General features: G+C 71.6%; 15 protein-coding genes and 1 tRNA gene. 8 read left to right on the top strand and 8 right to left on the bottom strand.

Annotated features, from left to right (window positions below; genetic code table 11):
- The first annotated feature begins 247 nt into the window (after positions 1-247).
- Entirely contained in the window at positions 248-2,995 is a 2,748-nt protein-coding gene (locus WME73_RS21760; protein WP_437916920.1) for a transglycosylase SLT domain-containing protein, read from the top strand.
- Positions 2,996-3,182: 187 nt separating this feature from the next.
- Positions 3,183-4,550, top strand: a complete 1,368-nt coding sequence (locus WME73_RS21755; protein WP_437916919.1) for a hypothetical protein — start codon at positions 3,183-3,185, stop codon at positions 4,548-4,550.
- A gap of 111 nt (positions 4,551-4,661) precedes the next feature.
- Here WME73_RS21755 and WME73_RS21750 read toward each other — a convergent pair whose 3' ends face one another.
- Entirely contained in the window at positions 4,662-9,089 is a 4,428-nt protein-coding gene (locus WME73_RS21750) for a protein kinase domain-containing protein (protein ID WP_437747307.1), read from the bottom strand.
- Positions 9,090-9,376: 287 nt separating this feature from the next.
- On the opposite strand from WME73_RS21750, the gene WME73_RS21745 reads away from it, so the two are divergent.
- The gene (locus tag WME73_RS21745) at positions 9,377-9,796 is read left to right on the top strand and encodes a response regulator (RefSeq protein ID WP_157906781.1); all 420 of its coding nucleotides are present in this window, start codon (positions 9,377-9,379) and stop codon (positions 9,794-9,796) included.
- Positions 9,797-9,899: 103 nt separating this feature from the next.
- Complete coding sequence (locus tag WME73_RS21740) at positions 9,900-10,670, top strand: carbon-nitrogen hydrolase family protein (protein WP_437748005.1); 771 nt, start codon at positions 9,900-9,902, stop codon at positions 10,668-10,670.
- Between the two features lie 130 nt (positions 10,671-10,800).
- On the opposite strand, the gene WME73_RS21735 is transcribed toward WME73_RS21740, so the two are convergent.
- On the bottom strand, positions 10,801-11,742 hold the full coding sequence (locus WME73_RS21735) for a pyridoxal-phosphate dependent enzyme (protein WP_437747306.1): 942 nt from the start codon (positions 11,740-11,742) through the stop codon (positions 10,801-10,803).
- A gap of 72 nt (positions 11,743-11,814) precedes the next feature.
- On the bottom strand, positions 11,815-13,059 hold the full coding sequence (gene hemW, locus WME73_RS21730; RefSeq protein WP_437747305.1) for a radical SAM family heme chaperone HemW: 1,245 nt from the start codon (positions 13,057-13,059) through the stop codon (positions 11,815-11,817).
- Positions 13,060-13,303: 244 nt separating this feature from the next.
- Between hemW and WME73_RS21725 the strand changes: the two genes are divergently transcribed.
- A complete protein-coding gene (locus WME73_RS21725; RefSeq protein WP_437538533.1) occupies positions 13,304-15,478 on the top strand; it encodes a RelA/SpoT family protein in 2,175 nt (724 codons plus the stop codon).
- A gap of 10 nt (positions 15,479-15,488) precedes the next feature.
- On the opposite strand, the gene WME73_RS21720 is transcribed toward WME73_RS21725, so the two are convergent.
- A complete protein-coding gene (locus tag WME73_RS21720) occupies positions 15,489-16,091 on the bottom strand; it encodes a YkgJ family cysteine cluster protein (protein WP_437916918.1) in 603 nt (200 codons plus the stop codon).
- A 332-nt stretch (positions 16,092-16,423) separates the two neighbouring features.
- On the opposite strand from WME73_RS21720, the gene amrB reads away from it, so the two are divergent.
- Positions 16,424-17,653, top strand: coding sequence for an AmmeMemoRadiSam system protein B (amrB, locus tag WME73_RS21715; RefSeq protein ID WP_437916917.1), 1,230 nt, complete (start codon positions 16,424-16,426; stop codon positions 17,651-17,653).
- Positions 17,654-17,766: 113 nt separating this feature from the next.
- On the opposite strand, the gene WME73_RS21710 is transcribed toward amrB, so the two are convergent.
- The gene (locus WME73_RS21710) at positions 17,767-18,996 is read right to left on the bottom strand and encodes an FHA domain-containing protein (protein WP_437301585.1); all 1,230 of its coding nucleotides are present in this window, start codon (positions 18,994-18,996) and stop codon (positions 17,767-17,769) included.
- Positions 18,997-19,409: 413 nt separating this feature from the next.
- Between WME73_RS21710 and WME73_RS21705 the strand changes: the two genes are divergently transcribed.
- Both WME73_RS21705 and WME73_RS21700 read left to right on the top strand, forming a co-directional pair.
- Positions 19,410-19,484 (top strand) — tRNA-Gly (locus WME73_RS21705).
- Between the two features lie 175 nt (positions 19,485-19,659).
- Positions 19,660-20,823: an AAA family ATPase gene (locus tag WME73_RS21700; protein ID WP_012236471.1), complete on the top strand. Its 1,164-nt coding sequence runs from the start codon at positions 19,660-19,662 to the stop codon at positions 20,821-20,823.
- Here WME73_RS21700 and WME73_RS21695 read toward each other — a convergent pair.
- The 3 genes from WME73_RS21695 to WME73_RS21685 form a co-directional block, all read right to left on the bottom strand.
- Positions 20,735-21,934, bottom strand: a complete 1,200-nt coding sequence (locus WME73_RS21695) for a pseudouridine synthase (RefSeq protein WP_437747302.1) — start codon at positions 21,932-21,934, stop codon at positions 20,735-20,737. The two genes, WME73_RS21700 and WME73_RS21695, sit on opposite strands and share 89 nt — an antisense overlap.
- A 227-nt stretch (positions 21,935-22,161) precedes the next feature.
- Positions 22,162-22,941: a hypothetical protein gene (locus WME73_RS21690; protein WP_437747301.1), complete on the bottom strand. Its 780-nt coding sequence runs from the start codon at positions 22,939-22,941 to the stop codon at positions 22,162-22,164.
- 1 nt (position 22,942) lies between these two features.
- Positions 22,943-23,806, bottom strand: a complete 864-nt coding sequence (locus WME73_RS21685; RefSeq protein ID WP_437747300.1) for a hypothetical protein — start codon at positions 23,804-23,806, stop codon at positions 22,943-22,945.
- Positions 23,807-24,049: the final 243 nt, after the last annotated feature.

Here is a 24,049-nt window from a genome sequence, read left to right as displayed (position 1 = left end):
TGCTTGCTAGCTCGCCCGGACGCGGGCGGCTAGTGCTGGTCGCAGCGAGGGCCGTCGGCCCCGGGCAGGCGCGGGGCGCGGCGCCGGTGCAGAACGCCGAGGAATTCGGGCTGGAACATCGCGGGAAGCCGCGGGCGCACCGGGACGCACCGGGAAGCGCGGCGATGTCGAGCAACCCACGGCGCCGCCGTTGTCTCCGCGCTTTGCCGTAGCGCTGGCGGGCGGTTTCGGAGCAAGATCCACGTCGATGAGCTGGGCACGGCGAGCCGCTCTGTGGACCGGGCTCGGCGCGCTGCTCTGCATCTCGGGCGCGGCCGTCGGCCAGGCGCCATCGGTGCGCGCGTCCTTCTCGGCGGCGTACCGCGCCTTCCGTGATCCCGGCCTGCTCGATCGCGCGCCCGCCCTCGCGGCGACGGCCGACGCCTGCCCTCCGCCCGCTGGCGACGCGCCGCCCGCCCTCACGGCGCTCCTCGTGCACGAGTTCCAGCCCGCGGCGGACGACGATCTCGAGGACCCCGACGGGGCGGTGCTGGCCACGCTGGCGATGCCGGACCTCGACGTGCCCCTCACGCGCCGCACGATGCGGTTCGTCCGCTTCTTCGCCCAGTCCGACGAGGGGCGCGCCCTCTTCCAGCGGCGCTTCCGGCGCGCCGGCGCGTACCGCGAGATCATCGAGCGCTCGCTCCGCGAGGCGGGCCTCCCGGAGGATCTGCTCTGGGTCGCGGCGATCGAGAGCGGCTTCGACCCGCGGGCGGTCTCGCCGGCCGGCGCGGCGGGGCTCTGGCAGTTCATGCCGAGGACGGGCGAGGCCTACGGCCTGGAGCAGTCCGAGTGGATCGACGCCCGCATGGGCATCACGCGGGCCACGGACGCCGCGACCGCGCACCTGCGCGACCTGTACGAGCGATTCGGCCGCTGGGACCTCGCGCTGGCGGCGTACAACCTCGGCCACGAGGGCGTCCTCCGCGCGCTGTCGAAGGTCGCGGCGGCGCGCGATCCCGAGGCCCGCGGGCCCGTCGGGCTCGCTGAGCTCTCGCAGGCCGGCGCCATCCCCAAGGAGACCGCGGACTACGTGCCGCAGATCATCGCCTTCGCGATCGTCGCGGCGAACCGCGGGCGCTTCGGGCTGGACCTGCCCGACGTCGCGCCTCTCCCGCCGCTCGACCTCGGCGAGGTCGCGGTGCCGCCGGGGACGCGGCTCCGCACGATCGCGCGCGCCGCGGGCATCTCGACGGCCGTGCTGCGCGAGCACAACCCCGAGCTCCTGCGCGACCGTGTCCCGCCCGGCCGTGTCGACCACCTGATCTCGCTGCCCGCCGATCGCGTCGCGCGCGCCATGGCCCTCTTCCCCGCCTACCTCGACCACGAGGAGCTCGACGAGGACGAGGGCGACGGCGCGAGCGCTGGGCTGCCGCAGCGCGCTGCGATCGGCGAGCTCGCGCTGGACGGCGCGTCGCTGCCGCCCCGCCCCGTGTCGCTCGGTCGGAACCGGCTCCCCCTCTTCACCCCGCCCGGCCAGGCGCCGGCGCCCATGCCGCTCCTCGGCAACCCGGAGGCGCTCGATGCGAGGCTCCCGATCGTGATGGTCGGCGGCGGCGTCGGCTTTCGCCCTGCCTTCGAGGACGACCCGCTCGGCGTCCGGAGCGGGCGCCTCGTCCCGGTGTCGCCTTTCGACGACGTCGGAGGCCCGAGCGCGCGCCGCGCCCTCAAGGGGCGCGAGGCGGCGATCGAGAAGCAGATCGGGCTCCTCGCGGGCCTCGGCCAGGAGCAGGTGCAGCGCTTCCGCCTCCCGAACGGCATCGCGGTCGACTTCCGGGAAGATCCCGCGGCGCCGCTCGTCTCGATCAGCGCGGTCGTCGCCGTCCCGGCGCGGTCCGCCGGCGACGCCGGCGCGGCGGGGCCCGCGCTCGCCAGCGAGGCGCGCGTCGCGATCACCGTGCCTCCGCGGGATCTCGACGTCGGCATCGACCTGGTCGCCGCGCGGCTCAGGATGCTGCTCGGCGAGGCGAGCGACGCGCGCGTGGCCGAGCTCAGGCGGCAGGCCAGCGCGGCCTCGCGGCGCGCGCTCGAGCGGGCGCCGTACGGCCCCTCGTGGCTGGCGCTCGGGGACGCGCTGTTCCCCGCCGGCCACCCGCTGGAGGGCACCTTGATAGGGGCGCGCGGCGACGCAGGCGCGGCGAGCGATCTCCTGCTCACCGAGTCGCTCCGGCGCGAGCGCGCCGCGGCCCAGGCGACGATCGCGCTCTCGGGCGACGTCTCCCGCGCGGCGGTCGAGCAGGCGCTCGCGCGCTCGCTCCAGCGCGCCGTCGAGGAGCCGGAGCGGCCCATCGGGCCGCATCCGCGCGAGGAGCGGATCGTCATCGAGGACGCGGTGCCGGCGCCGCGGCTGCTCTATGGCTGGATCGCGCCGCCGGAGGGAGGCACGGACGAGGCGCCGCTCCGGGTGGCGATGGAGATCCTCGTCAGCCCGCGCGTCGCGCGGCTCGCGAAGGCGCTCGTGGCCGAGGGGCAGCTCGCGTCGGAGGTGACGGGGCGCCTGTCGCTCGGCGCGCAGGCGAGCGTCGCGGCGGTGGAGCTCACGCCCGCGCCGTCGCGCAGCGCCGCCGAGCTGGAGCAGCGCCTCGACGCCGAGCTCGCGTCGCTCGCGACGTCCGGGCCTACCTGGAAGGAGCTGGCCCTCGCGAAGGCCTTGCTCAAGCTGGATCTCGAGAGAGAGCTCACCCGGCGCGCGACGGTCGCGCCGCCGCCGGCGTCTCCTCGGCCGATCACCGATCTGCGGCTGCGCGCTGCGCTCGACCCGGGCAGCCTGCCGAGGCTGCTCCGCGCGCTCGAGGAGGTCGAGCCGGCCGATGTGCGCGCCGTGGTCGCGCGGACCTTCGGCCGAGAGCGTCGGGTGAGCGTCACGACCTGGCCGCGCGGCGGAAGCGGCGGAAGCGCCGTGGCGACCGCGGCACCCTCGACGCTCCCGCCGCTCGCTCCACCGCAGCAGCGGTGAGGCCGCTGGCGCTTGTTCAATCGGACGAACGCGGCCGAGCGTGCCCAAACGTGCCCGAACGCCCCTGAACAGGTCGGCGTGTAACCGGCGTCACATGTTCAGCACCCCCCCGCGCCAGCCGGCTTTTTTACCATGAACTTATGGACAGGTATGGACAGCTGGTAACGATTGGAGGTAGCACGGGAGAATGACGACCCCTGTGAAGCCGCTGATGGCTGCGGCACCGGCGAGCGAGCACTCCGGCCATTTCCAGGACGGTGTCTATCGGCCCTCTCTCTCGTCGCCCGCGGAGGCGCAGGCGCTGCGGGTGACGCGAAGCGGCGTCGTGGAGCGCGCGACGCGGACCACCGCGAGGACGCACTCCGGCGTGCGGTTCTCGGAGGTGTCCGAGCTGCCTTCGCTGCTCGGCCACGTGCCTGCGGTCATCGCGCTGGAGCGGCAGCCGGTGCTGCGCAACCTGCTCATCACCCAGTGCTACTACGAGATCTCCGCGGAGCTCGTGAAGCTGCTCGGCGGACGCAACGCTCACTGGTGCACCTTCGCCACGTGGGCCTCGAAGACCGCGGGGCGGTTCATCCGCAACGAGGAGGTGCCGGCGGCGCTCCGGCAGCTGATCCTCTCGGACGAGGACGAGCGGGAGGTGATCTCGCAGCGCGCCGGCATCGCGACGGGGCGCGGCAAGGGCGAGCCCGAGCGCTCGCCGCTCGCCAGCGGCGTCAACCTGCTCACGCCCTGGTGGGGTCATGGACTCGATCTGATGGAGATCCCAGAGCGGATCTTGCGCGAGCTGAGCTCGGACATCGCCCTCGGCAATCTCAAGGTCTTCGAGGAGCTCGGACCCCTGTTCGTCCGCATGATCCACCTCTATCGAGAGTGCCCGCGGCCCGGCGACGCGCAGCTCGCCGCGCTGCTCGACGGGCTGCAGACAGGGCAATCTCGTGAGGGCGGACAGGGGCTGCTCCGCAGCGCCATGGCGCGCTACCACGAGGCGATGCTCACGGAGGAGAAGGACAGGAAAGCGGAGCTGGTCCTCCTCGCCAACGCGCTCGTCGGGCTGCACGAGCAGGTGCGGCTCCAGCCGTACATCGCGAGGGCGCTCAACGCGCCCGTCCGCTGCCTCCGCGACTCGATCGGCGTTCCCGGACGGCACCTGCCCGACGCGCTCAGGTCCGTGATCCGCGAGCAGGCCGAGAAGGTGCAGGAGATTTGGCGTCTGCTGGCCACGAAGGAAATGATGACCATGCGCCTGCCGGACGAGCTCCTCGATCTCGGTCACGACCTGCCCGCGCCGCCCGGCTTGCCGCTCCACTGCGCTGAGCTCGCGACCATCGAAGATCGCGAGCTCTTCGACCTCTTGAGCGAGTACAACGCGCACGATCAGACGACGCACGGCTGCGGCGCAGAGGACTGGGCGTCGCTGCCCGAGCGCATGGGCTACATCCTCGAGCTGTTCCGCTCACGGCAGTCCTGCACGCGGCTCCTCGAGCGGCCCTTCAGCCGCGAGCAGCACGCCGAGATCGTCGCCTGGCGGGTGCCGATGCACGGCGAGCTCTAGCGCCGCGCTCCGGAGCTCCTGCGGCGTCTCCCGCGGTCGCCTCGCGGCGGGACGCGCCTCGCGCGCCGCCGAGGCGCGCTGCTCCTTCTCTTCCAGCGCGCCGCCCTCCGCTCAGGGGCGGGCCGCGCGGCGCTCTGAGAGCTGCGCCAGAAGGCCGAGCGCGCCCTGACCCTCCGCGATCTCGCGCCCGCGCCGGAAGGCCGCCTCGGCCCGATCCCGCGCCTCCGCGGCCGTCGGCGCGCCGCGCACGAGGGCGATCTCGCCCTCGAGACGGTAGAGCTCTGGCTCGAAGTAGCGTTCGTCGCTCTTCTCGACGAAGGCCAGCGTGTCGGCGAGCAGCGCGCTCGCCTCGTCGACGTTGCCCGCGCCGAGCTCCGCCTCGATGAGCGCTGACCGCCAGTAGGTGAGCGACACGCGGCTGCCGACGCCCGTCAGCATCGCCAGGCCTCCGCGGATGCGCGCGGCGCCCTCGGCATACCGCGCGCGCGCCGCCTCGCCGGCCGGCCCCTCGGCCGCGCGCGCCGCCGTCGCCCAGCCGAGGTCGATCTGGCTGAGCGCCGCCCAGTGGGGCATGCCCACCTCCTCGGAGAGCTTGCTGAGCGCGTGCGCGTGCGCCTCCGCGCCCGCGAGATCGCCGAGCAGGCAGCACAGCACGGCCGCGAAGTGCTCGACGAAGCCGCGGCTCACGGGCTGGTTCAGCTCCTCGCACAGCGCGATCGCCTCGTCGACCGAGGCCCTGGCGCGCTCCGGCTCGCCGAGATGGAACGCGATCCAGGCGAGGTGAGACAGGGAGAACGCCGCGGCGTCCTGGCCGAAGAGGAAGGCGAGCGGGAGGTGACGCGCGGGATCGTAGAGTGCGAGCACCTTGTTGAAGTGCTCGCGGGCCTCGCGGAGGTGCCCTCGGAGGAAGCGCGTCGCGCCGAGCGCCTGGTGGGCGCCCAGCGTGATGCCGGCGTCGCCCGTGCTCTCGGCGAGCGCGAGCAGCTGCTCGCCGTGCTGCTCCGCCAGCGCGTAGTCTCCGCGGACGTGGAAGAAGATCCAGAGCCCCCACAGCGCGGGGAAGAGCTGCGGCGAGGAGCCCGCCTCGCGGCAGAGCGCGTGCGCGCGCGCGTACGTCGCCTCGACCTCCGGGGCGGCGTAGCCGCGCGTGATCATCAGCGGGACGCCGAGCGTGGTCTGCAGCGTGATCTCGTCGCGCGTCCGCTCCTTGGTCTCCGGGAGCTGCTTGAGGAGCTCTAGCCCGCGGCTGAGCTGGCTGATCGCCTCGGCGTGCGCGGACGAGAACAGCGAGGCCTCACCCGCGCGCTGCCACGCCGCGATCGCGGGGCCGAGCAGCGCGGCCTCGGTGTAATGCCGCGCGAGCAGCTCGGGCGGCGTATCCGTGGAGCGCTCGGCGAGGACGGCGGCGATGCGCGCGTGGTACACCTGCCGGGTGCTGCGGAGCAGCGACTGGTAGGCGGCGTCCTGCACCAGCGCGTGCTTGAACGTGTACGTCGAGCGCGGGGGGCGCCCCCGCTGGAAGAGCAGCTCGGCGTCGACGAGCTGCGCGAGCGCCTCGCGCAGCAGCTCGGGGCTCGACGCCATGAGCAGCGGCTCCGCGCCCGCGCTGCCCGCCGCGCACAGCTCGAGCGCCTCGTAGCCGAACGATCGGCCGAACACCGCGGCGAGCTGCGCGACCTCCTTGGCAGGGCCCAGGCGATCGAGGCGCGACATCAGCGAGTGCTGGAGGGTGGTCGGGATCTCGGGCGCGCCCACCCCCTGGCGCGCGGCGCTCGGCGCGCCGGTCGACTCCTCTGCGGCGGCTTGCGCGGCGGCTGACTCGACCACCATGCGCGTGAGCTCCTCGGCGAACAGCGGGACGCCATCGCTGCGCTCCGCGAGCGTCCGGATCATCTCGTCTGGCAGCGACGCCTTCATGCCCGGCGCGCCGCTCGTCGCGTATTTGCCGGCCAGCTGCTGGACGAGCGCCCGCATTCGCTCGGCGCTGAGCGGGGCGAGGTAGATCTGGGTGAAGTGCGAACGCACCGGCCACGGCGGCGCGAACGTCGGGCGCGCGGTCAGGAGCAGCAGCAGCGGAGACGGCCGCCCCTCGTCGATGAGCCGGCCGAGCAGCTCCAGGGTCGACGGGTCGGCCCAGTGCAGGTCCTCGGCCGTGAGCACGAGCGGCTGCCGATCGGCGAGCCCGAGGAAGAGCTGCAGGAGCGAGGAGATGGTCTCCTGCCGCTGGCGCTGCGGGGTGAGCGCCGGCACGGGGTGACGTCCCTCGGTCGGGATCGACAGCAGCGCGGCGAGCAGCGGCACGGCGAGCGGCCCCGCCTCCGCCTCGGCGAGCAGCGTCTCCAGCCGCGCGAGCCGGTCTTCGCGCGGCTCGAGCGCTGCGCCGCGCTCCGTCGGCGGCGCGGCGCCGCTCAGCGTGCTCGCGCGCTCGCGATCGCCCGCGAGCAGCGCGTTGAGCAGCTCGATCACCGGATAGAAGGCGCTGTTCTGGAGCTGCGGCGAGCAGCGCGCCTCGAGCCACAGGTGCGGCGTCCCGGCCAGCCGATCGCGGAAGGCGCGCACGCTCCGCGACTTGCCGATCCCCGCCTCGCCGGTCATCAGCACGACCTGGCCCGCGCCCCCCGCGGCCCGCGTCCACCGGGCCGCGATCTCGTCGAGCTCGCTGTCTCTCCCGACGAGCGGCGTGAGCCCGTGCTGCATCCTCGCGTCCAGCCGGTCCCGCGCGGTCGTGCGCCCGTGCACCGCGAAGACCTCGATCGGCTGGCGCGCCTCCTTCGGGCTGATCTCGCCGAGCGCGTCCACGTGGTAATAGCCCTCGACGAGCTTCAGCGTCGCGCGGCTCACGAGCACCGTGCCCGGCTCCGCGTGGGCCTTCAGCTGCGTCGCGGCGTTCAAGGTCGGGCCTGCGAGCGATGGCGCGGCGTCGCTGTCCGCCACGACGACCATCCCGGTGTGCACGCCAACCTGCACGGACAGCGGCGTGGACACGAGCTCGCGCGCGTTCAGGCGGGACATGTGCTCGACCAGATCGAGCGCCGCCTGCACGGCGCGGAGGGCGTCGTCCTCCCTCGCGACGGGGTGGCCGAAATACGCGATCGTCTCCTCGCCTGGGGAGCGGAGGAAGACCCCCTCTTGCGCCCCGATCACCTGGGCGCACACCGCCTGATACATCTGGACGAGCTCGTGGAACGCCTCGCTGTCGACCGTGTCCGCGATGCGCTCGGCGCCGGCGAGCCCGCAGACCAGCACGGTGAGCTGGCGGCGCTCGCCGCGGCCGGTGGTGGACATCGGCCGCGTGCCGGGCGCGACGCTGGGGCGGGACGTGAAGCTCGTCGCCGGCGCCGTCTGCGGGCTCCCCGAGGCGCCGAGGTGGATCGACGCGTTGCGGATCGGCCTCGCCGGCGCCGCGGCGGGCGCGACATTGCGGCCTGGGATCGCGAGCGTCGGCGCGGCGCCGAGCCGCTCGTCCTGCCGCTGCTGCTCGGGGGATTTGCGCACCGTGCCCGGCGGCGGCTCGGGTTGCTCGGACGGCACGAGCTGGGTCTCCTGCTCGGCCTCGACCTGCCGCGCCGGTCGCGTCGCGATCGCCCGCTGCTCCAGGGCGCCGCCGCGCTCCTTCAGCGAGGCGGAGTGTCCAGGATCGGGCGGAAGCGGCCACGGGATCCCCGACACGTCGCACTCCTCCAGCAGTTCGTAGGCGTCGCGGGCGGACCGGAAGCGATGCGCCGGCGACTTGGCGGTCGCTTGCTCGAGCAGCACGCCGAGGGGGTGGCCGCGGAGGGCGCGGGGGATCGGCACCGGCTCGGGGCTCAGCTGGCGGAAGATGACCTCGGCGATCGTCGCCTCGTGCATCACGGGCGCGCCGATCAGGCACTCGAGAAAGGTGAGCCCCCATGCATAGATGTCCGCCGCTGTGGTCGGGGTGGACTGCACGAGCTGCTCCGGGGCCATGTAGGCCGGGGTCCCGTTGAACTCCCCGGTGGGGGTGAGCGCGCGGTAGTCGGCGGAGCGGGCCTCGCCGATGAGCGCGGCGATGCCGAAATCGAGCACCTTGGCGTGCGTCCGCTTGCCCGACCCGGCGACCATGATGTTGTGCGGCTTGAGGTCGCGGTGCACGACGCCGCGCTCGTGGGCGAAGCCGATGGCGTCGAGCACCTGCAGCATCAGCCGCTTCGCCTCGTTCGGCTCGACCCCCCTCGTGCGCTGGCAGCGCGCGGTCAGCGTCTCGCCGTCGACGTACTCGAGCGCCAGGTAGAGCTCGCCTTCGGGCAGGCGCCCGGCGTCGAGCAGGCGAACGATGTTCGGGTGGCTCAGCTGGGCGATGACCTGCATCTCCCGCTCGAAGCGCGCTTCCTGGGAGCTCGACTCGCGCGAGCGCCGCAGCACCTCGGGCCGAAGCAGCTTGAGCGCCACGCGCTGGGTGGTCACGATCTGGCGCGCATCGTAGACGACGCTATGGCCGCCGCTCCCGAGGTGGCCGAGCACCTGATACCGGCCGTCCACGAGCGCGCCGACCTCGAGCAATCCATCGCGAGCGGGCATCCCCTGATCTCTTACCGCCGAACGCCGCCGGAGTGGATCGTGAACGCCGCTGCCGGTCCAGGTTGATCGCTCGCGGCGCATCGCGAGGCCCGCTGAAGCGACGCGAGACAGGGTGCCGGGGCGAAGCGGCGCCCACCTCTGCCGGCCCTCCCGCTGTGTCGCGTGCCTGGCTGTCCTTCGCTGGGCGTGATGCAGGCAACCAGATTGCCTCGGCTTGAGCGCGTGGTGCAGGAGAACGAGGTCTGATACCCTCGCGCTTGATGGGCAATGCCCCGCACTCCGGCAGCATGCCGCCACCTTCGAGTGGTCGGGGCCAAGGAGCCCTCCTCTACGCCGTCGACGATGAGGAGCTCAACCTGGACCTCATGGATCGGGCGCTCCGCTCCGGCTACCAGGTCCGCACCTTCGGGGACCCTCGCCGCGCGCTGGCGGCCGCGGTAAAGGAGCCGCCCGCCGTGGTCGTCGCCGACTACCGGATGCCTCATTTCAGCGGGCTCGCGCTGCTGCGCGAGCTGCGCCGGCAGGGGCTGAGCTACGTCCCGGTGCTGGTCTGCGCCCCGACCGACGTCGAGCAGATCCAGAAGATCTCCCGGGAGAGCGCGGCCTTCCGGATCATCACGAAGCCCTGGATCGCCTCGGATCTTCGCCGCCAGGTCGACCTGGCGGTGAGCCTCCACCAGCTCCAGGTCGCGCGGAACCACCGCTGAGCCGAAGGCGCCCCGTGGCTTCGCCGTGCGCTGTCCGGGGCGATGCGACCGGATCGCCGGCGGGCGGCGCGGGAGCGTGCTCGCGGTGGGGGGGCGTCCGGTGGTGTCCTTGAGCGATCGCTCCCTCGACGTGGTTGCGCTCGAGCTGCCGCAGCGCTTCGGCGACCGAGGGGGCGCGCTTGCCGAGATCGACGGTCTCCTCGGCTCGCCAGCGCTTGCGGGGGCAGACCTGGTGCTGCTGTCCGAGCTCATCCTCACGGGATATGTCTCGCCGCGGGGCGACAGCGATCTGCGCCGCTTCGCGGAGCCGATCGACGGGGAGTCGGCGGAGCGTCTCGCCGAGCTCGCGCGAAGGCACGGGATCGCGCTGGCCGGCCCCCTCGTCGAGGCGAGCGGGGGCCGCTTTTACAACAGCTTGCTCGTCTTCGACGCCGACGGACGGCGCGTGGGCCATTACCGCAAGCGTCATCCGTGGTTCCCGGAGCGCTGGGCGGCGCCGGGGGATCTCGGGACGCCGGTCCTCGAGCTGCGCGGCGTCAAGCTCACCGTCGCGATCTGCTTCGATGTTCACTTCGTCTCCGAAGACGCGGGCGACGCGCTCGATGAGGCCGATCTGCTGCTCTTTCCTACGGCGTGGGTCGACTCGCCCGGGGAAGGGGACATGCGCGCCGATCTCCTGCCCGTGCTCGCCCGGCGCCATCGCATCTCGATCGTGAACGCCAACTGGGGGCCCTCCCGCCCTGCGATCGACGGCCAGGGCGGCTCGCGCATCCTCGACGCGCAAGGGCGGTCGGTCGCAGCGGCGCCGCCCGGCCCAGGGCCGAGCGCTGTACGCGCCGCCTTGCGCTTCGCGCGAGAGCGGCGCGGCACGTGAGCGTGGGCGCGGGGAGCGCCAGCGCGCCCTCGCGCGTAGGCTCGAACGCCTGAGCGCGCTCAGGTGAAGGTCGAGCTTCCCCGCGCGGGCGCGGCGAAGCTGGGAGCGGGCGTGGCTCCCGCGATCGCGCTCAGGTGAACGGGAGCCGGGTCAAATCGACGTTGCCTCCGCTCACGATGACGCCGATCCGCGCCCCGTGGACCAAGCGCCGCAGGACCGCCGCCACCGGGACGGCCGCGCTCGGCTCGATGACGAGCTTCATCCGCTCCCAGACGACGCGCATCGCCTTGACGATGTCCTCTTCGCTCACGGTGACGATCTCGACCCCGCGCTCGCGCAGGACCGCGAAGGTGAGCTCGCCGAGCGAAGTGCGGAGGCCGTCGGCGATCGTGACCGGGTCGTTCGAGGGGATGATCCTCCCCTCGCGCATCGATCGCGCCGCGTCGTCCGCGGCCTCGGGCTCGGCGCCGATCGTGCGCGCGCGCGACAGCGAGCCGGTGGCGATGGCGGTCCCGGAGAGCAGCCCGCCGCCGCCCACGGGCGCGACCACGGCGTCGAGATCGTCCACCTGGGCCGCGAGCTCCAGCGCGGCCGTGCCCTGGCCGGCGATGATGCGCGGGTCGTTGTAAGGATGGACGAAGATCGCGCCCGTCTCGGAGATCACGCGGGCGATCGTCTCCTCGCGCGACCGGAGCGTGGGGGCGCAGCTCACGACCCGGGCGCCATAGCCCTCCACGGCGGCGCGCTTCACCGCGGGCGCGTTCTCGGGCATGACGATGTACGCGGCGACGCCGCGGATTCGGGCCGCGAGCGCGAGCGCGGCGGCGTGGTTGCCCGAGGAGTGGGTCGCGACGCCGCGCCGCGCCTCCTCGTCCGAGAGGGACAGGACCGCGTTGCACGCGCCGCGGAATTTGAACGCCCCGACCCGCTGCAGGTTCTCGCACTTGAAGAAGACGCGCGCCCCCGCGATGCCGTCGATCGTGCGGCTGGTCATCACGGGCGTCACGTGGGCGTGGGGCGCGATGCGCACGGCGGCGCCGCGGATGTCCTCGACGGTAGGCAAACGGCTCATGGGACGCTCATCGGAGCGCGGTCCCGGCCCGGCGTCCACCGCGAGCCCACGTGACGCCCTCGCGGCGCTGCTTCAGAACAGGTCGGCCGCGATGCCGTCGGCGAAGACCCAGGCTGCTCGCGGGACGCGGACCCGCCCGCCGGCCATCTCCAGGCGGCCGGCGCGCTCGATCCGCTCCGCGGCCCGCCTCCGCGAGGGCGGCCACGCCGGCACCCCGAGCGCCGCCGCGGCGGCCTCGAGATCGAGCCCCTCGCGCAGCCGCAGCCCGAGCATGATCCGCTCGGACAGCCGCGTCTCCGGGTCGAGCCGCTCCTCGCTCTCCACGGCGATCGCCTCGCCGCCCTCGGCCATCGCAGCCATGTACCGTTCTGGACTCACGATGTTCCGGTACCGGACCGCGAACGCTTCTCCATGCCCCTCCGCGCCGGCCGAGCGCAGGCCCCAGCGCGGGTCCGGGCGAGACACCGTCCCGTAGGCGGCGCACCCGAGCCCTATGTAGTCGATGCCTTGCCAGTAACCCAGGTTGTGGCGCGCCTCGTGACCCGGCCTCGCGTAGTTCGACACCTCGTAATGGGCGAGCCCCTCGGCCTCGAGGGCCTCGTCGATGGCGAAGAACGTGTCCGCAACGCCATCGTCTCCGGCGAGCGGCAGGCGACCGCGCCGCGCGAGCTCTCCGAACGAGGTGCCGGGCTCGACCGTCAGGCTGTACGCCGAGATATGGGTCACCCCCGTCGAGGCCACGGCGCGCGCCTCGGCGGCGGCGTGCTCGGGGCGTTGCTCCCGCGCCGCCTCGACCGTTCCGACCGCGACACCGTAGATGAGATCGCCGCTCACGCGCGGCATCCCGGACCGGAGCGCCGCCGAGAGCGCGCCGAGCCCGCCGTCTGGGTCGTGCAGGCGCCCGAGGAACCGGAGGCGATCGACGTCGAGGCCCTGAACTCCGATGCTGAGCCGGTTCACTCCGATCGCTCGGAACGCTCGGGCCCGCTGCTCATCGAGCGAGGTGGGGTTGCACTCCACGGTCACCTCGAGGTCCGGCGAGAGCCGGCCGGCGGCCGCGGTGATGGCCGACAGCACCTTGCCCATCTCGTCCGGCTCCCACAGGGACGGCGTCCCGCCGCCGAAGAAGATGCTCCGGAGCTCGCGCTCGCCCAGCACATCCTCCCGCTTCCGGAGCTCGGCCAGCACGGCGTCGGCATAGCCGCGGTGGTCGATCGCCTCCCGCGCCTTCGCGAAAGACACGAAGTCGCAGTAGGGACACTTCTTGAGGCACCAGGGGAAGTGGACGTAGACGGTGATCGGCTCCATGGTTTTCATGAATCCGCGACAACATTCGACCCGACGCAAGCGGGCGAAGCGGAAACTCCGAGATGAACCGAGATGAGGACGACGTGGATGGCGACGAGGACGCGCGGCGGAGCGCGCGTGCCCTGCGCCGGGCAACGCGCCTGGGCACCTTACTCTGCGCGCGCGCGCCGCGCATGGTGACACAATTGCGGGGTCTAGATCGCGGTGTTAGCGTGCGAAAGGGAGGGGGCGCATTGCGCCCACCGAACTCTTCATGCTGACGTTGACGGAGCTTGTCGATCGCGTCCGGACCTATCAGCCCGCTGCAGACGTCGATCTCATCGCCCGGGCCTACGCCTACAGCTCTGATGCTCACAAGGGGCAGACCCGCAAGAGCGGCGACCCTTACTTTTCCCACCCGGCGAGCGTCGCCGCGATCATCACCGAGCTCAAGCTGGACACGGCGAGCGTCTGCGCCGGGCTCTTGCACGATGTCGTCGAGGACACGCTCGCGACGACCACCGACATCGAGAACAGCTTCGGCCAGGAGGTGGCGTTCCTCGTCGACGGCGTGACGAAGCTCTCGAAGATCAACTTCGCTTCCAAGGAAGATCGGCAAGCCGAGAACTTCCGCAAGATGCTGGTGGCGATGGCGCGGGACATCCGCGTGCTCCTCGTGAAGCTGTGCGACCGCCTCGACAACATGCGGACGCTCGAGTTCATGAAGCCCGAGGCGCAGGACCGGATCGCCCGGGAGACGATGGAGATCTACGCGCCGCTCGCCAACCGCCTCGGCATCGCGCGCTTCAAGAGCGAGCTCGAGGACCTATCGTTCAGGTACATCGAGCCGGAAGCCTGGTCGGACCTCTCGCAGAAGGTCAAGACGACCGCGAAGGAGCGGGACAAGTACATCCACGAGGTCTCGAAGGTGCTCGCGGGCAAGCTCGCGGAGCAGGGCTTCGCGGTCGACGTCACCGGCCGAGCGAAGCACCTCTACTCGATCTGGCGCAAGATGCAGGCGCAGCAGTGCGATTTCGATCAGGTCTATGACGTCATCGCGTTCCGGGTCCTCGTCGAGTCGGTGGCGGACTGCTACGCGACGCTCGGCGTGATCCACTCGCAGTGGACCCCGGTCCCCGGCCGCTTCAAGGACTACGTCGCGCTGCCCAAGCCGAACATGTACCAGTCGCTGCACACGACGGTCATCGGACCCGGGCGCGAGCGGATCGAGATCCAGATCCGCACCCACGAGATGCACCGCGTCGCGGAGCAGGGCATCGCGGCGCACTGGAAGTACAAGGAGAACAACTCCGGCGGCATCGACCCGAAGGACGCCGCGCGGTTCGGCTGGCTCCGCCAGCTGATGGAGTTCCAGAAGGAGCTCAAGGATCCGGCCGAGTTCCTGGAGAGCGTTAAGGTCGACCTGTTCCAGGACGAAGTGTACGTCTTCACCCCGAAGGGCGACGTGCGCGTCTTCCCCCGCGGCTCGACGCCCATCGACTTCGCGTACGCGATCCACACGCAGGTCGGCGAGCACTGCTCGGGGGCACGGGTCAACGGCGCCATCGTCCCGCTCCGATCGAAGCTCCGGAACGGCGACGTGGTCGAGGTGATGACCAACCCGAGCCAGCACCCCTCGAAGGACTGGCTCGATTACGTCTCGACCAGCCGCGCGCGCTCGAAGATCCGCAACTTCCTGCGCACGGAGCAAAGGGAGAAGTCGCTCAAGCTCGGTCGTGAGCTCCTCGAGAAGGAGATGCACCAGCGCAGCATGAGCCTGAGTCGCCTCACGAAGCACGAGGGCGAGCTGCGCAAGGTCATGGAGCGCTTCGGGGTCACCTCGGCCGACGAGCTCTTCATCTCGGTCGGGTATGGCAAGGTGAGCGTCCGCGCGGTGTGCGAGTTTCTCGCGCCCACGCCCAAGGAGAACGAGAAGGGCACGCCGACCCCGCCGCCCGAGTCGATCAAGGAGGGGCGCATCGAGTCGCTCGTCCGCAAGGTCACCGGGCGCGACAGCCACGGCATCCGGCTGAACGGCATCGACGACGTCCTCGTCCGCTACACGAAGTGCTGTAACCCGCTGCCAGGCGACGAGATCGTCGGCTTCATCACGCGCGGCCGCGGCATCACCGTCCACCGCCGCAACTGCGCCAAGGCGTTCGACACGGACCCGGAGCGCCGCGTGGAGATCTCCTGGGACTCGCGCGCGAAGATCAACCGCCCCGTGCAGATCAAGGTGATGACGGCGAACCGGCCGGGCATCCTCGCGACGGTCGGCCACACGTTCCACGAGCAGGGCATCAACATCAGCGAGGCGACCTGTCGCGCGGGCGACGACGGTCGGGCGATGAACACGTTCACGTTCCTGTGCTCCGACCTCGCGCAGCTGAAGAGCGTGATCCGGCGGCTGCAGCGGATCCCCGGCGTGATGGCCGTCGAGCGGACCTGAGCGGCGGGCCTCAGCTGCCACGGCGAGCGCGCGCCGAGCTGCTCGTCCTGGGCGGCGCGCCCGCGGCGCTCGGTCCAGCCTCCGCCAGGGCGCGGGTGAGCGGACGGCCGAGGTCGCCGCCCGGCTCGTGTCGTGCGGCGATCTCCTGCACCTTGCGGACGAGCCGGGTCACGTCGTGGTGGCGGACCGGGGATCCAGCGGAGGCGCGATCACAAAAGAACGTGCGGCACCCGAGGGGCCTCGCGGCGTAGATCGCGCAGCGGCCGGCGTCGGTGAGCATCGGGCACCGCCGCTCCGACGCCTGCGGCAGCGCGCGTCGCCGGCTCGGGCCGCCGGCGGACGCCCCCGGCTCGGGCGCTCCCGCCCCGTCCGCTCGCACGATCCCCTCGAGCGCTCGGCGGCCCCCGCGAGCCGCGATCGCGCGCCGGACGGCAGCGAGCTCGACGGACGTCACGTACGGTTCGCGGCCTGTGATCCCGAACCGACAGCACTCGGTCGAGGCCTCGCACGTCCAGCCACTGAAGACCTCTTCCGCCTCGCGGTACACGGCCGAGAGCTCGGTGAGCAGATCGGCTTCACGGACGGGTGGATCGAGGGTCGTGATTCGACGCATTCGTTCGGAGGCGCTCTCGTGGTGATCGGACGTACTGCCAGCCCGAAGCGGTCGCGATGCAAGGGGAGGGGTGCGGAGCCGGGCGGAGCTTCAAGCAGCGACCCTAGTGCCACGCAGCGCCGCTGCGAAGCAGCAATCCGCCATCCTGACGGGGGCTCTGACGCAGGGCACCAGCGCTGCGCTGTCCATTCTGGAGCGAGCTGCCGCTGCGACCGCGGGGGCGTCGGCGCTGTTCCCGGATGCGCGAGGCCGCGCGCTGGGCGGCGAGCGCGCACGCGCTATTCTCGCGCTGGATGCCGGTGCTGCGCCCGAAGCTTCGAGCCCTTGAGATCGTGGTCATCCAGGATGAGCGCCATGGCCGCGCGTTGATGCTGCGCGACACCGAGGGTATCGCGCCGTCTCCGGTCGTCGTTCCCGCCGCGAGCGCCGCCGTGCTCGCGCGCTTCGACGGGAGGCGACCGATCGACGAGATCGCGCGTGACGTCGCCCGGTCGACGGGCCAGCACGTGGACGCCGCCCACGTGTCGCAGCTGGCCGACGAGCTGGAACGCGCGTGGATGCTCGACAGCCCGCGATTCCAAGCGCGCCGGCGGAGCGTCGTGCAATCGTTCGACGCGGCGCCGATCCGGATGGCCGCGCACGCGGGCGGCGCGTACCACGGCGATCGGCGGAAGCTCGCCGACTTCATCGAGCGAAAGTGCCTCCAGGTCGCGCGGCCGCAGGGCGGAGCGACGCGCGCTGTAGCGCCGCAAAGCGCGCCAACGCGCATGGTCGGGCTCTGCGCGCCGCACATGGATCTCTGGCGCGCGGCGGCGGGCTACGGGCATGCCTATGCTGCGTTGGAGCAGGCGCTGGCGGGTCCAGGGCTCGAGCAGGTCGACACGTTCGTTCTGCTCGGGACGTCGCACGCCGCGATGCGCCGTCCGTACGCCGTCTGCGAGAAGACGTTCGCGACGCCGCTCGGTCCTCTCGAGCCGGATCGAGAGATGATCGCGGAGCTCGCGGCGGCGAGCCGCTTCGACGTGCGCGAGGACCAGTACCTGCACAAGAACGAGCACTCGATCGAGTTTCAGGCCGTGTTTGTGCGGCACCTCCTTGGCGGCCGCGCGGCGTCGATCGTACCCATCCTCTGCGGCCTCTCGGAGTGTCAGGCGCGGCGTCGCGACCCCGCGCAAGACGATGGCGCCGAGTCGTTTCTGAGGGCGCTCCGCGACGCCCTGGCGAAGCGCCCCGGTCGCGTCCTCGTCATCGCAGGAGCGGACCTCGCCCACGTCGGCCCGCGCTTCGGTGATCCCGCGCCCCTGGACGAGCGGCAGCGGACGGCGCTGCGCGACCGCGATCTCGCATCGATCGAGCGCGCGACGTCGATCGATGCGCCGGGCTTCTTCGTCGACGTCGCACGTGACCTCGCCAGCCGTCGCGTCTGCGGCCTCGGCCCCATCTACACGCTGCTCCGCGCGCTCCCGCCGTCGTCACGCGGCGAGATGCTGCACTACGAGCAGTGCGTCGACCCCGAGGAGGGATCGATCGTCAGCCATACGTCTCTCGGATTTTATGGTTGAAGATCCGCGCCTGGGCGTCCGCCCGGCGCGCGCTGGCGCTTCGTCATCGAGCGCGCCGAGAGCCCCCCCGCGCTGGCGCGACGCGAGGCTCCCGCAGATGAAACGGGCGTCACTCAGCCGCGCGGGACCCTGCGGCGCGCGATGTCGAGGCCGAGCCGGTCGGCCTCGCGGTAGATGGCCTGTCGCGACATGCCCAGGGCACGCGCAGCCGACGCGACGGAGCCGTTGGCCCGGGCGAGGGCGTCCTCGAGGCGGGCGCGCGCGAGCGAAGGATCCGTCGCGGGCGGGAGGTTCGGCTTCACCCGCGGGCCGCGCGCGAGCGATCCCGCGATCGGCGTGACGGAGAGCGGACCGTCCGGCGCAGCCTGGGCTGCGGTCACGATCGCGGACTCGAGCTGCGGGACGCCGCCCGGCCAGCCGGCGCGGACGAGCGCCTCCAGGAGCTGCGGAGTGAAGCGGTCGAGGCCGATCGCGTTGCGCTCCGCGATGTCGCGCACGATGAGCGGCACGTCCTCGCGCCGCATCTCGAGCGTCGGGATCGTGATCCGCTTGCCGGAGAAGAGCGAAGCGAACCACGGCGCCACGCGCCCGTCGCCGGCGGCACGGTCGAGCGGCTGTCCGGTCGTCGCGATGATGCTGACGCCGTTCGAGCGACCGACCGAGTGCGCGATCTCCAGCTGCTGCGGGCGCGGCAGGCGATCGGCGTCGAGGACGAGCCATGTCATCGGTCGTGCGCCCGGCGGAATGGCCGGCTTCGTCTCGGCGCTGCCGTCGACCACCAGCGTCTCACCCAGGCCCTCGCGCACCGCTGCGGCGAGGCGAGCCAGCGTCCGCTTCCCGACCCCGGGCGCACCCTCGATGCAGACGCTGGAGCCCGACTGCACGAGCTTCATCACCGGGTCGATCCAGTCCTTGCGCTGCTTCGAGCCGAACACCAGCGGCCCGAGCCGAGACGGCGCGCCGTCATACAGCGCGAGGTGCCGCTCGACGAAGACCCCGAGCTGATGCCCGAGGCGCACCACGTCGCCGTGCATCACGCCGATGCGCCGGGCGCGGACGCCGTTCACCCACGTGCCGTCGTGGGTGTCCATGTCCTCGATGTAGCAACCGTCGGAACGGACGCTGATCTTCGCGTGCTCCGGCGCGATCCCGTGGCCCTCAATGCGCCCGTCGCGCGCGGCGCTGCCGATCACGGCGCCGTCCATGAGGCTCACGATCCGCGGCGGAGCGTCGAGCCCGATCAGGACGAGCCCCCACCCGCCGTCGTCATCCTGTCGTTTGGCGTGGACTCCGGACCGGTACTCTTTCTGAAGGACCGGCGCCGTTGTCTCCGCAACGTCCACTCGCAAAGCAGTCTGTTCGTTCATGCTCCCCCCAAGTCCAAAGGACCTGCCTGGTCGACCCAGGCCAACCAAGAGCGCGCCGAGTGGCGGGCACCCCTTATGATGTAAGAGCCCCCCACACGGTGCCGCTGTCGCGAACGCGAAGGCTTTTGTGAGCGGCACCGTTCGTGGTGCTGCTTGGCGAGCCCCCTCGCTCGCAATGGCCACACAATACTCGACCAGAGCGGCCGTGCAACCTGCCGGCGACGGAAGTTTTGAGGTTTTGTTGTTGAGAGCTTGACTCCCACCACGCCGATTGGTACTCATCCGCCACGCATCGACGGAGCGAACCTCCGGTGATGACCCGGCGCGAATCAGGATTTTTCTGACAAACGCCTTTAGAAGTGGTTTCCTGAATTAAGTGATTGACATCTGCGGGAGTAACTCAGTGGTAGAGTGCAACCTTGCCAAGGTTGACGTCGCGGGTTCAAATCCCGTCTCCCGCTCCACAACATAGGCTCTGCGGCAGCGAGCAGACCCTGCGAGGCCGGTGTGACCCACCGGCCTCTGTGTTTTGTTCAACATTTTGCTCAACCGCTCGGCGCGCTGGCGTCGTGGGAACCCACGGGGCGATGCGCCGAACGGTGCGCCAGGCGGCGGGCCTGTGATACGAGGATTCGCCTCATGTCCGCTCCGCTCCACGAGCGCCTGCGCCTGCTTGCCCATAGCCTCGAGCGGCAGTTCCTAGGCAAGGACGAGATCATCCGCCTGCTCATGATCGCGGTCGTCGCGGGCGAGCACTGCGTGCTCCTCGGCCCGCCGGGGACCGCGAAGAGCGCGCTCATCCGCACGCTCGCCGAGCTGATGCAGGCGCGGTACTTCGAGTACCTGCTCACGCGCTTCACCGAGCCGAACGAGATCTTCGGCCCGGTCGACATCGGTGCTTTTCGCGAGGGCGTCTACCGCCGGAACACCTCGGGGATGCTCCCCGAGGCGGAGATCGTCTTCCTCGACGAGGTCTTCAAGTCGAACAGCGCCATCCTGAACGCGCTGCTCACGCTGCTGAACGAGCGCAAGTTCGCGAGCGGCGGCCAGGTGCTCCGCTGCCCGCTCATCAGCGTCTTCGCTGCCTCGAACGAGGTGCCCGGCGACGAGACGCTGACCGCGATCTTCGACCGCTTCCTCCTGCGGGTGCAGTCCGACAACCTCGACGCCTACCACTTCAGCGAGCTGCTCCAGCGCGGCATCCAGCAGGAGATCCGGCATATGGCCGGCGAGCCGCTTCGCCCGCTCGTCGCGGCGCGCGAGCTCGCCGAGCTCGGCCGAGGGTTCGGCGCGCGGATGAACTTCGGCGATGCGTTCCTGTCGGCCTACAAGGGGCTGGTGTTCCAGATCCGCGCCGAGGGGATATCGCTCTCGGATCGTCGTGTCGTGAAGATGCTCAAGCTCTTCGCGGCGAGCGCTTACCTCGATGGCCGCCAGACGACCGACGCGAGCGACTTCTTCGTGCTCAAGCACATCTGGAACAACCAGGATCAGGCGGCGATCCTCGAGGGCATCGTGCAGCCGGTGCTCGAGGCCTTCTTTCGCGAGCACCCGGATCGCCGCCGCGTCGGCGCGCTCGGCGTCGGCGTGGAGGCGCTCGCCGCGGAGATCGATCGGATCCGGCAGATCCTCACGGGCGGCGCCTCGCTCGGCGACGTCCAGCTGTTCAGTCAGCTGAAGGCGCTCGGCGAGATCAAACAGGCGCTCGCCGGCATCAACGACGCTCGCGCCCGCGAGCTCGAGGCGCGCGTGTCTCAGCTGCTCGAGGCTTCGTTTCGGAGCGGACGCTTCGCGCAGATCTAGCGGCGCCCGGTCCGGGCGTCGCCGGCGCGGCGGCGTCGGTCCTGGAGCGAGCCGTCCTCCCTGCCGGGCTCCGGGCGGGCGTGCTCGGGGCGGCGTCGGTCCTGGAGCGAGCCATCCGCCCGGCCGGGCTCCGGGCGGGCGTGATCGGGGTGGTGTCGGTCCTGGAGCGAGCCATCCGCCCGGCCGGGCCCTGACCAGGTGCGCTCGGGGCGTCGGCGTTGGTTCTGGAGCGAACCCTCGGCTGTGCCGGTCCCCGGCCGCGCGCGGCAGCACCAGCGGCTTCCTGTGTAGGCCGAGGTGACGCCTTCGCGCCTGACCGGGCCGAGCTGGCCGTGCGGCGGTGGTCGACCGGACCCGACGACGCGCCCATCACCGCGCCGCGGATCCGCTTGGGCACGCCGAACGCCTCGCGGATGTGGAGGAGCTCATCCACCGTCAAGGCGCGCCACTCTCCCGGCCGGAGGCCTTCCGAGCTCACGCCGGCGAACGTCGTCCGGGCCAGGCGCATCACGGGCCAGCCGGTCGCCTCGCCCATGCGACGGATCTGCTGGTTGCGGCCCTCGCGGAGGGTCACCTCGAGCCACGTCTTGTCGCCCTCGCGGCGGAGCAGCCGCGCCTCGGCCGGCAGCGTGACGCCATCCTCGAGGCGGATCCCCTCGCGCCACGGCGTGAGATCGTCCTCGCTCATGACGCCCTGGACCTTCAGGACGTAGGTCTTCGGCACGCCGCCGCGCGGATGGAGCAGCGCGTTGGCGAAGTCGCCGTCGTTCGTCATGAGGAGGATGCCGCTCGTCGCGAAGTCGAGCCGACCCACGGGGTAGAGCCGCGCGCCCGTGCCACGCACGTGGTCGGCGACCGTCGGGCGCCCCTCGGGATCGCGCAGCGTCGAGACGACGTTCCGCGGCTTGTGCAGCGCGACATAGACCGGCGCCTCGGAGACGAGGCGCTTGCCGTCGACCTCGATGCGGTCCTTTTGCCGGTCGGCCTTCAAGCCGAGCTCGGTCACGACGCGCCCGTTCACGCGCACCCGCCCGGCGAGGATGAGCTCCTCCGATGCGCGACGCGAGGCGACGCCGGCGCGCGCGATGATCTTCTGCAGACGTTCTTCCATGGTGTGCTCGGGACCTACGCCGACGCGATGGTGTCGGCCGACGGCACTGATAAGCACGCTCCTCGCGCCGCGTCGACCGACCTGGGCGGTACGCTGCTGGGATCCGAGGCCGACGGCCGGCGCGCCTGCGCTGGCGAACGCCTGCGGCGGCAGGAGCACCTGTGCGCGCCTGCGCGGTCAGGGCAGGGGGCGAGGTTGACCCCACCTCGGCTCGAAGGAGGCGCGCTCTATTTCTTCTTGTCGCTGGGGGGCGCCGCGCTCCCGCTCTCGCCCACGGCCTCGTTTGCCTTGTCCGCGGCCGCTTGATCTTCCGCAGCCTTCTTCGCGGCTGCAGCGGTGGCCTCCTCTTCTTTCTTTCGCTCGTCGTCCTCGAGGCGGCGCTTCAGCTCGTTGTCGTGATCCCACCGATCGACCCGCTCGTCGGCGTCGATGTCCACGCCCATCCGCTCGAGCCGCCCCATGCGGTAGATCTCCCAGACGTCCGGCTTGCCGTCGCGGTTCGTGTCGCGCTTGATGCGCGCGAGCTTGCCGCCGCTGTAGTACTTCCACTCGTCGGGGTTGCCGTCGCGATCGGAGTCGACCTTCACCTCGGCCAGCCTTCCGCCGGCGAACGTGAGCCATGTGTCGATCCGGCCGTCGTAGTTCGAGTCGGACTCCTCGTGAAGGCTCTCGCCCTTGTCGTTGTACTTGCGGACGACGTCCTTCACCCCGTCGAAGTTGGTGTCGATCTCGCGGCAGACGAGCGCCCTCTGGCGGTCTTCGCCGGTGCCCACGATCTGCCAGACGCGCCTCACGTTGGGCTGGATCGCGCCTGGCCCGGCGGTCTCACTCGTCTCGCGATCTTCTTTGCCCTTCCAGTCGCACATCGAGCGATCGTCGATGCTGCCGTCGGCGTTGCGAGCCGCCTCGACCCTCGGCGCCTTCGCGCCTTCGAACCCTGGATCCGAGCCGCACGCCGCGCCGAGCAGGCTGAGCGTGGCCAGCGCGATGAGCGCTTGTCTCCTCATGTCACGGTCCCTTCTTGGCGGCCGGCTGGCCGGGCGCGGAGCCCGCGGGCGCGGTGCTCGCCGATGCAGCCGCGCCGGCGGGGGCAGCGGTGGGCACGACGGTCGTCGATGCAGCCGCGCCCGCGGCGGGGGCAGCTGTGGGCGCGGCGCCCGGCGCCCCGGCGGCCGCAGGCTGCCCTGCGCCCGCCCCTCCCTCCACGGGCGCGGCGCCGCCCGGCGGGGGCACGGGCGCTTTCGGCGCGCCGTACGACTCGGCGCAGAGATCCACCACGCTTCCGGGATCGGCCTTGCCATCGGCGTTCTGATCGCTCGCCACGACCGCGCACTTCGCGTCGTTCGGGTTGTTGAACTGCCACCACTGGTCGACGATCCCATCGCCGTCGGAGTCGCGCTCGCGGCGCGCGAGGCGCGGACCCTCGTAGTAGTCCCAGGTGTCGAGCTTGTCGTCGAAGTTGGTCTCGCGCTCCTTCAACACGATGGCGCCGCGCTCGTAGTGAGCGATCTCGTCGGCCCGCCCGTCGCGGTCGAAGTCCGATTCGCGCCGCCGTTCCACCCCCTTGCCGTCGTAGTAGATGAAGGCGTCGATCGCGCCGTCCAGGTTCAGGTCGACGACCCGACAGACCTCCCGGCCGTCTTGCTTCACGTGGATGATGTCGGGTATCCGGTCGCCGTTCACATCGACCTTCTCCGCAGAGGCGGAGTCCTTGTCGCAGGGCTCGTGGACGACCGCCGTGTCCCGTTCGCTGGTGGAGCCCTTCGCGCTCGAGGGTTCCGGCGTCGAGGACGCGCAGGAGGCGGCCGAAATGGTGATCAGGGCCACAAGCGAGCACCTGGACGACCGCCAGGTGAGCGGGAATCGCGTCATCAAGAGATTCCTCCGGCCAGCCCGGAACCCTCGGGACAGAAGCTCGACGCGCCGGGCGAGCCGTCCCGACGCGGACCAGCTTCAAGCCGCAGTCTAGACCGCGGCCCGCGCGCACATCAAGAAGCCCACCAAACGCGACGGACGCGACGGACGCGACCCGCGGCTCAGCCCGGCCGATCCCCGAACCCCGGCGAGCGGGGTGGCGCCATTCCGATTGACATCATACGTACCGGCATCTAGGGT

Origin of the sequence: Sorangium sp. So ce302, from assembly GCF_051530145.1 — a bacterium.
Taxonomy (GTDB): Bacteria; Myxococcota_A; Polyangia; order Polyangiales; family Polyangiaceae; genus Sorangium; species Sorangium cellulosum_B.
This window is presented reverse-complemented; position numbering and strand designations above follow the sequence as displayed.

Coding starts and splice junctions, on each gene's coding strand:
- WME73_RS21760 (WP_437916920.1), top strand. CDS start 248: ATGAGCTGGGCACGGCGAGCCGCTCTGTGGACCGGGCTCGGCGCGCTG.
- WME73_RS21755 (WP_437916919.1), top strand. CDS start 3,183: ATGACGACCCCTGTGAAGCCGCTGATGGCTGCGGCACCGGCGAGCGAG.
- WME73_RS21750 (WP_437747307.1), bottom strand. CDS start 9,089: ATGCCCGCTCGCGATGGATTGCTCGAGGTCGGCGCGCTCGTGGACGGC.
- WME73_RS21745 (WP_157906781.1), top strand. CDS start 9,377: ATGCCGCCACCTTCGAGTGGTCGGGGCCAAGGAGCCCTCCTCTACGCC.
- WME73_RS21735 (WP_437747306.1), bottom strand. CDS start 11,742: ATGAGCCGTTTGCCTACCGTCGAGGACATCCGCGGCGCCGCCGTGCGC.
- hemW (WP_437747305.1), bottom strand. CDS start 13,059: ATGAAAACCATGGAGCCGATCACCGTCTACGTCCACTTCCCCTGGTGC.
- WME73_RS21725 (WP_437538533.1), top strand. CDS start 13,304: ATGCTGACGTTGACGGAGCTTGTCGATCGCGTCCGGACCTATCAGCCC.
- WME73_RS21720 (WP_437916918.1), bottom strand. CDS start 16,091: ATGCGTCGAATCACGACCCTCGATCCACCCGTCCGTGAAGCCGATCTG.
- WME73_RS21700 (WP_012236471.1), top strand. CDS start 19,660: ATGTCCGCTCCGCTCCACGAGCGCCTGCGCCTGCTTGCCCATAGCCTC.
- WME73_RS21695 (WP_437747302.1), bottom strand. CDS start 21,934: ATGGAAGAACGTCTGCAGAAGATCATCGCGCGCGCCGGCGTCGCCTCG.
- WME73_RS21690 (WP_437747301.1), bottom strand. CDS start 22,941: ATGAGGAGACAAGCGCTCATCGCGCTGGCCACGCTCAGCCTGCTCGGC.
- WME73_RS21685 (WP_437747300.1), bottom strand. CDS start 23,806: ATGACGCGATTCCCGCTCACCTGGCGGTCGTCCAGGTGCTCGCTTGTG.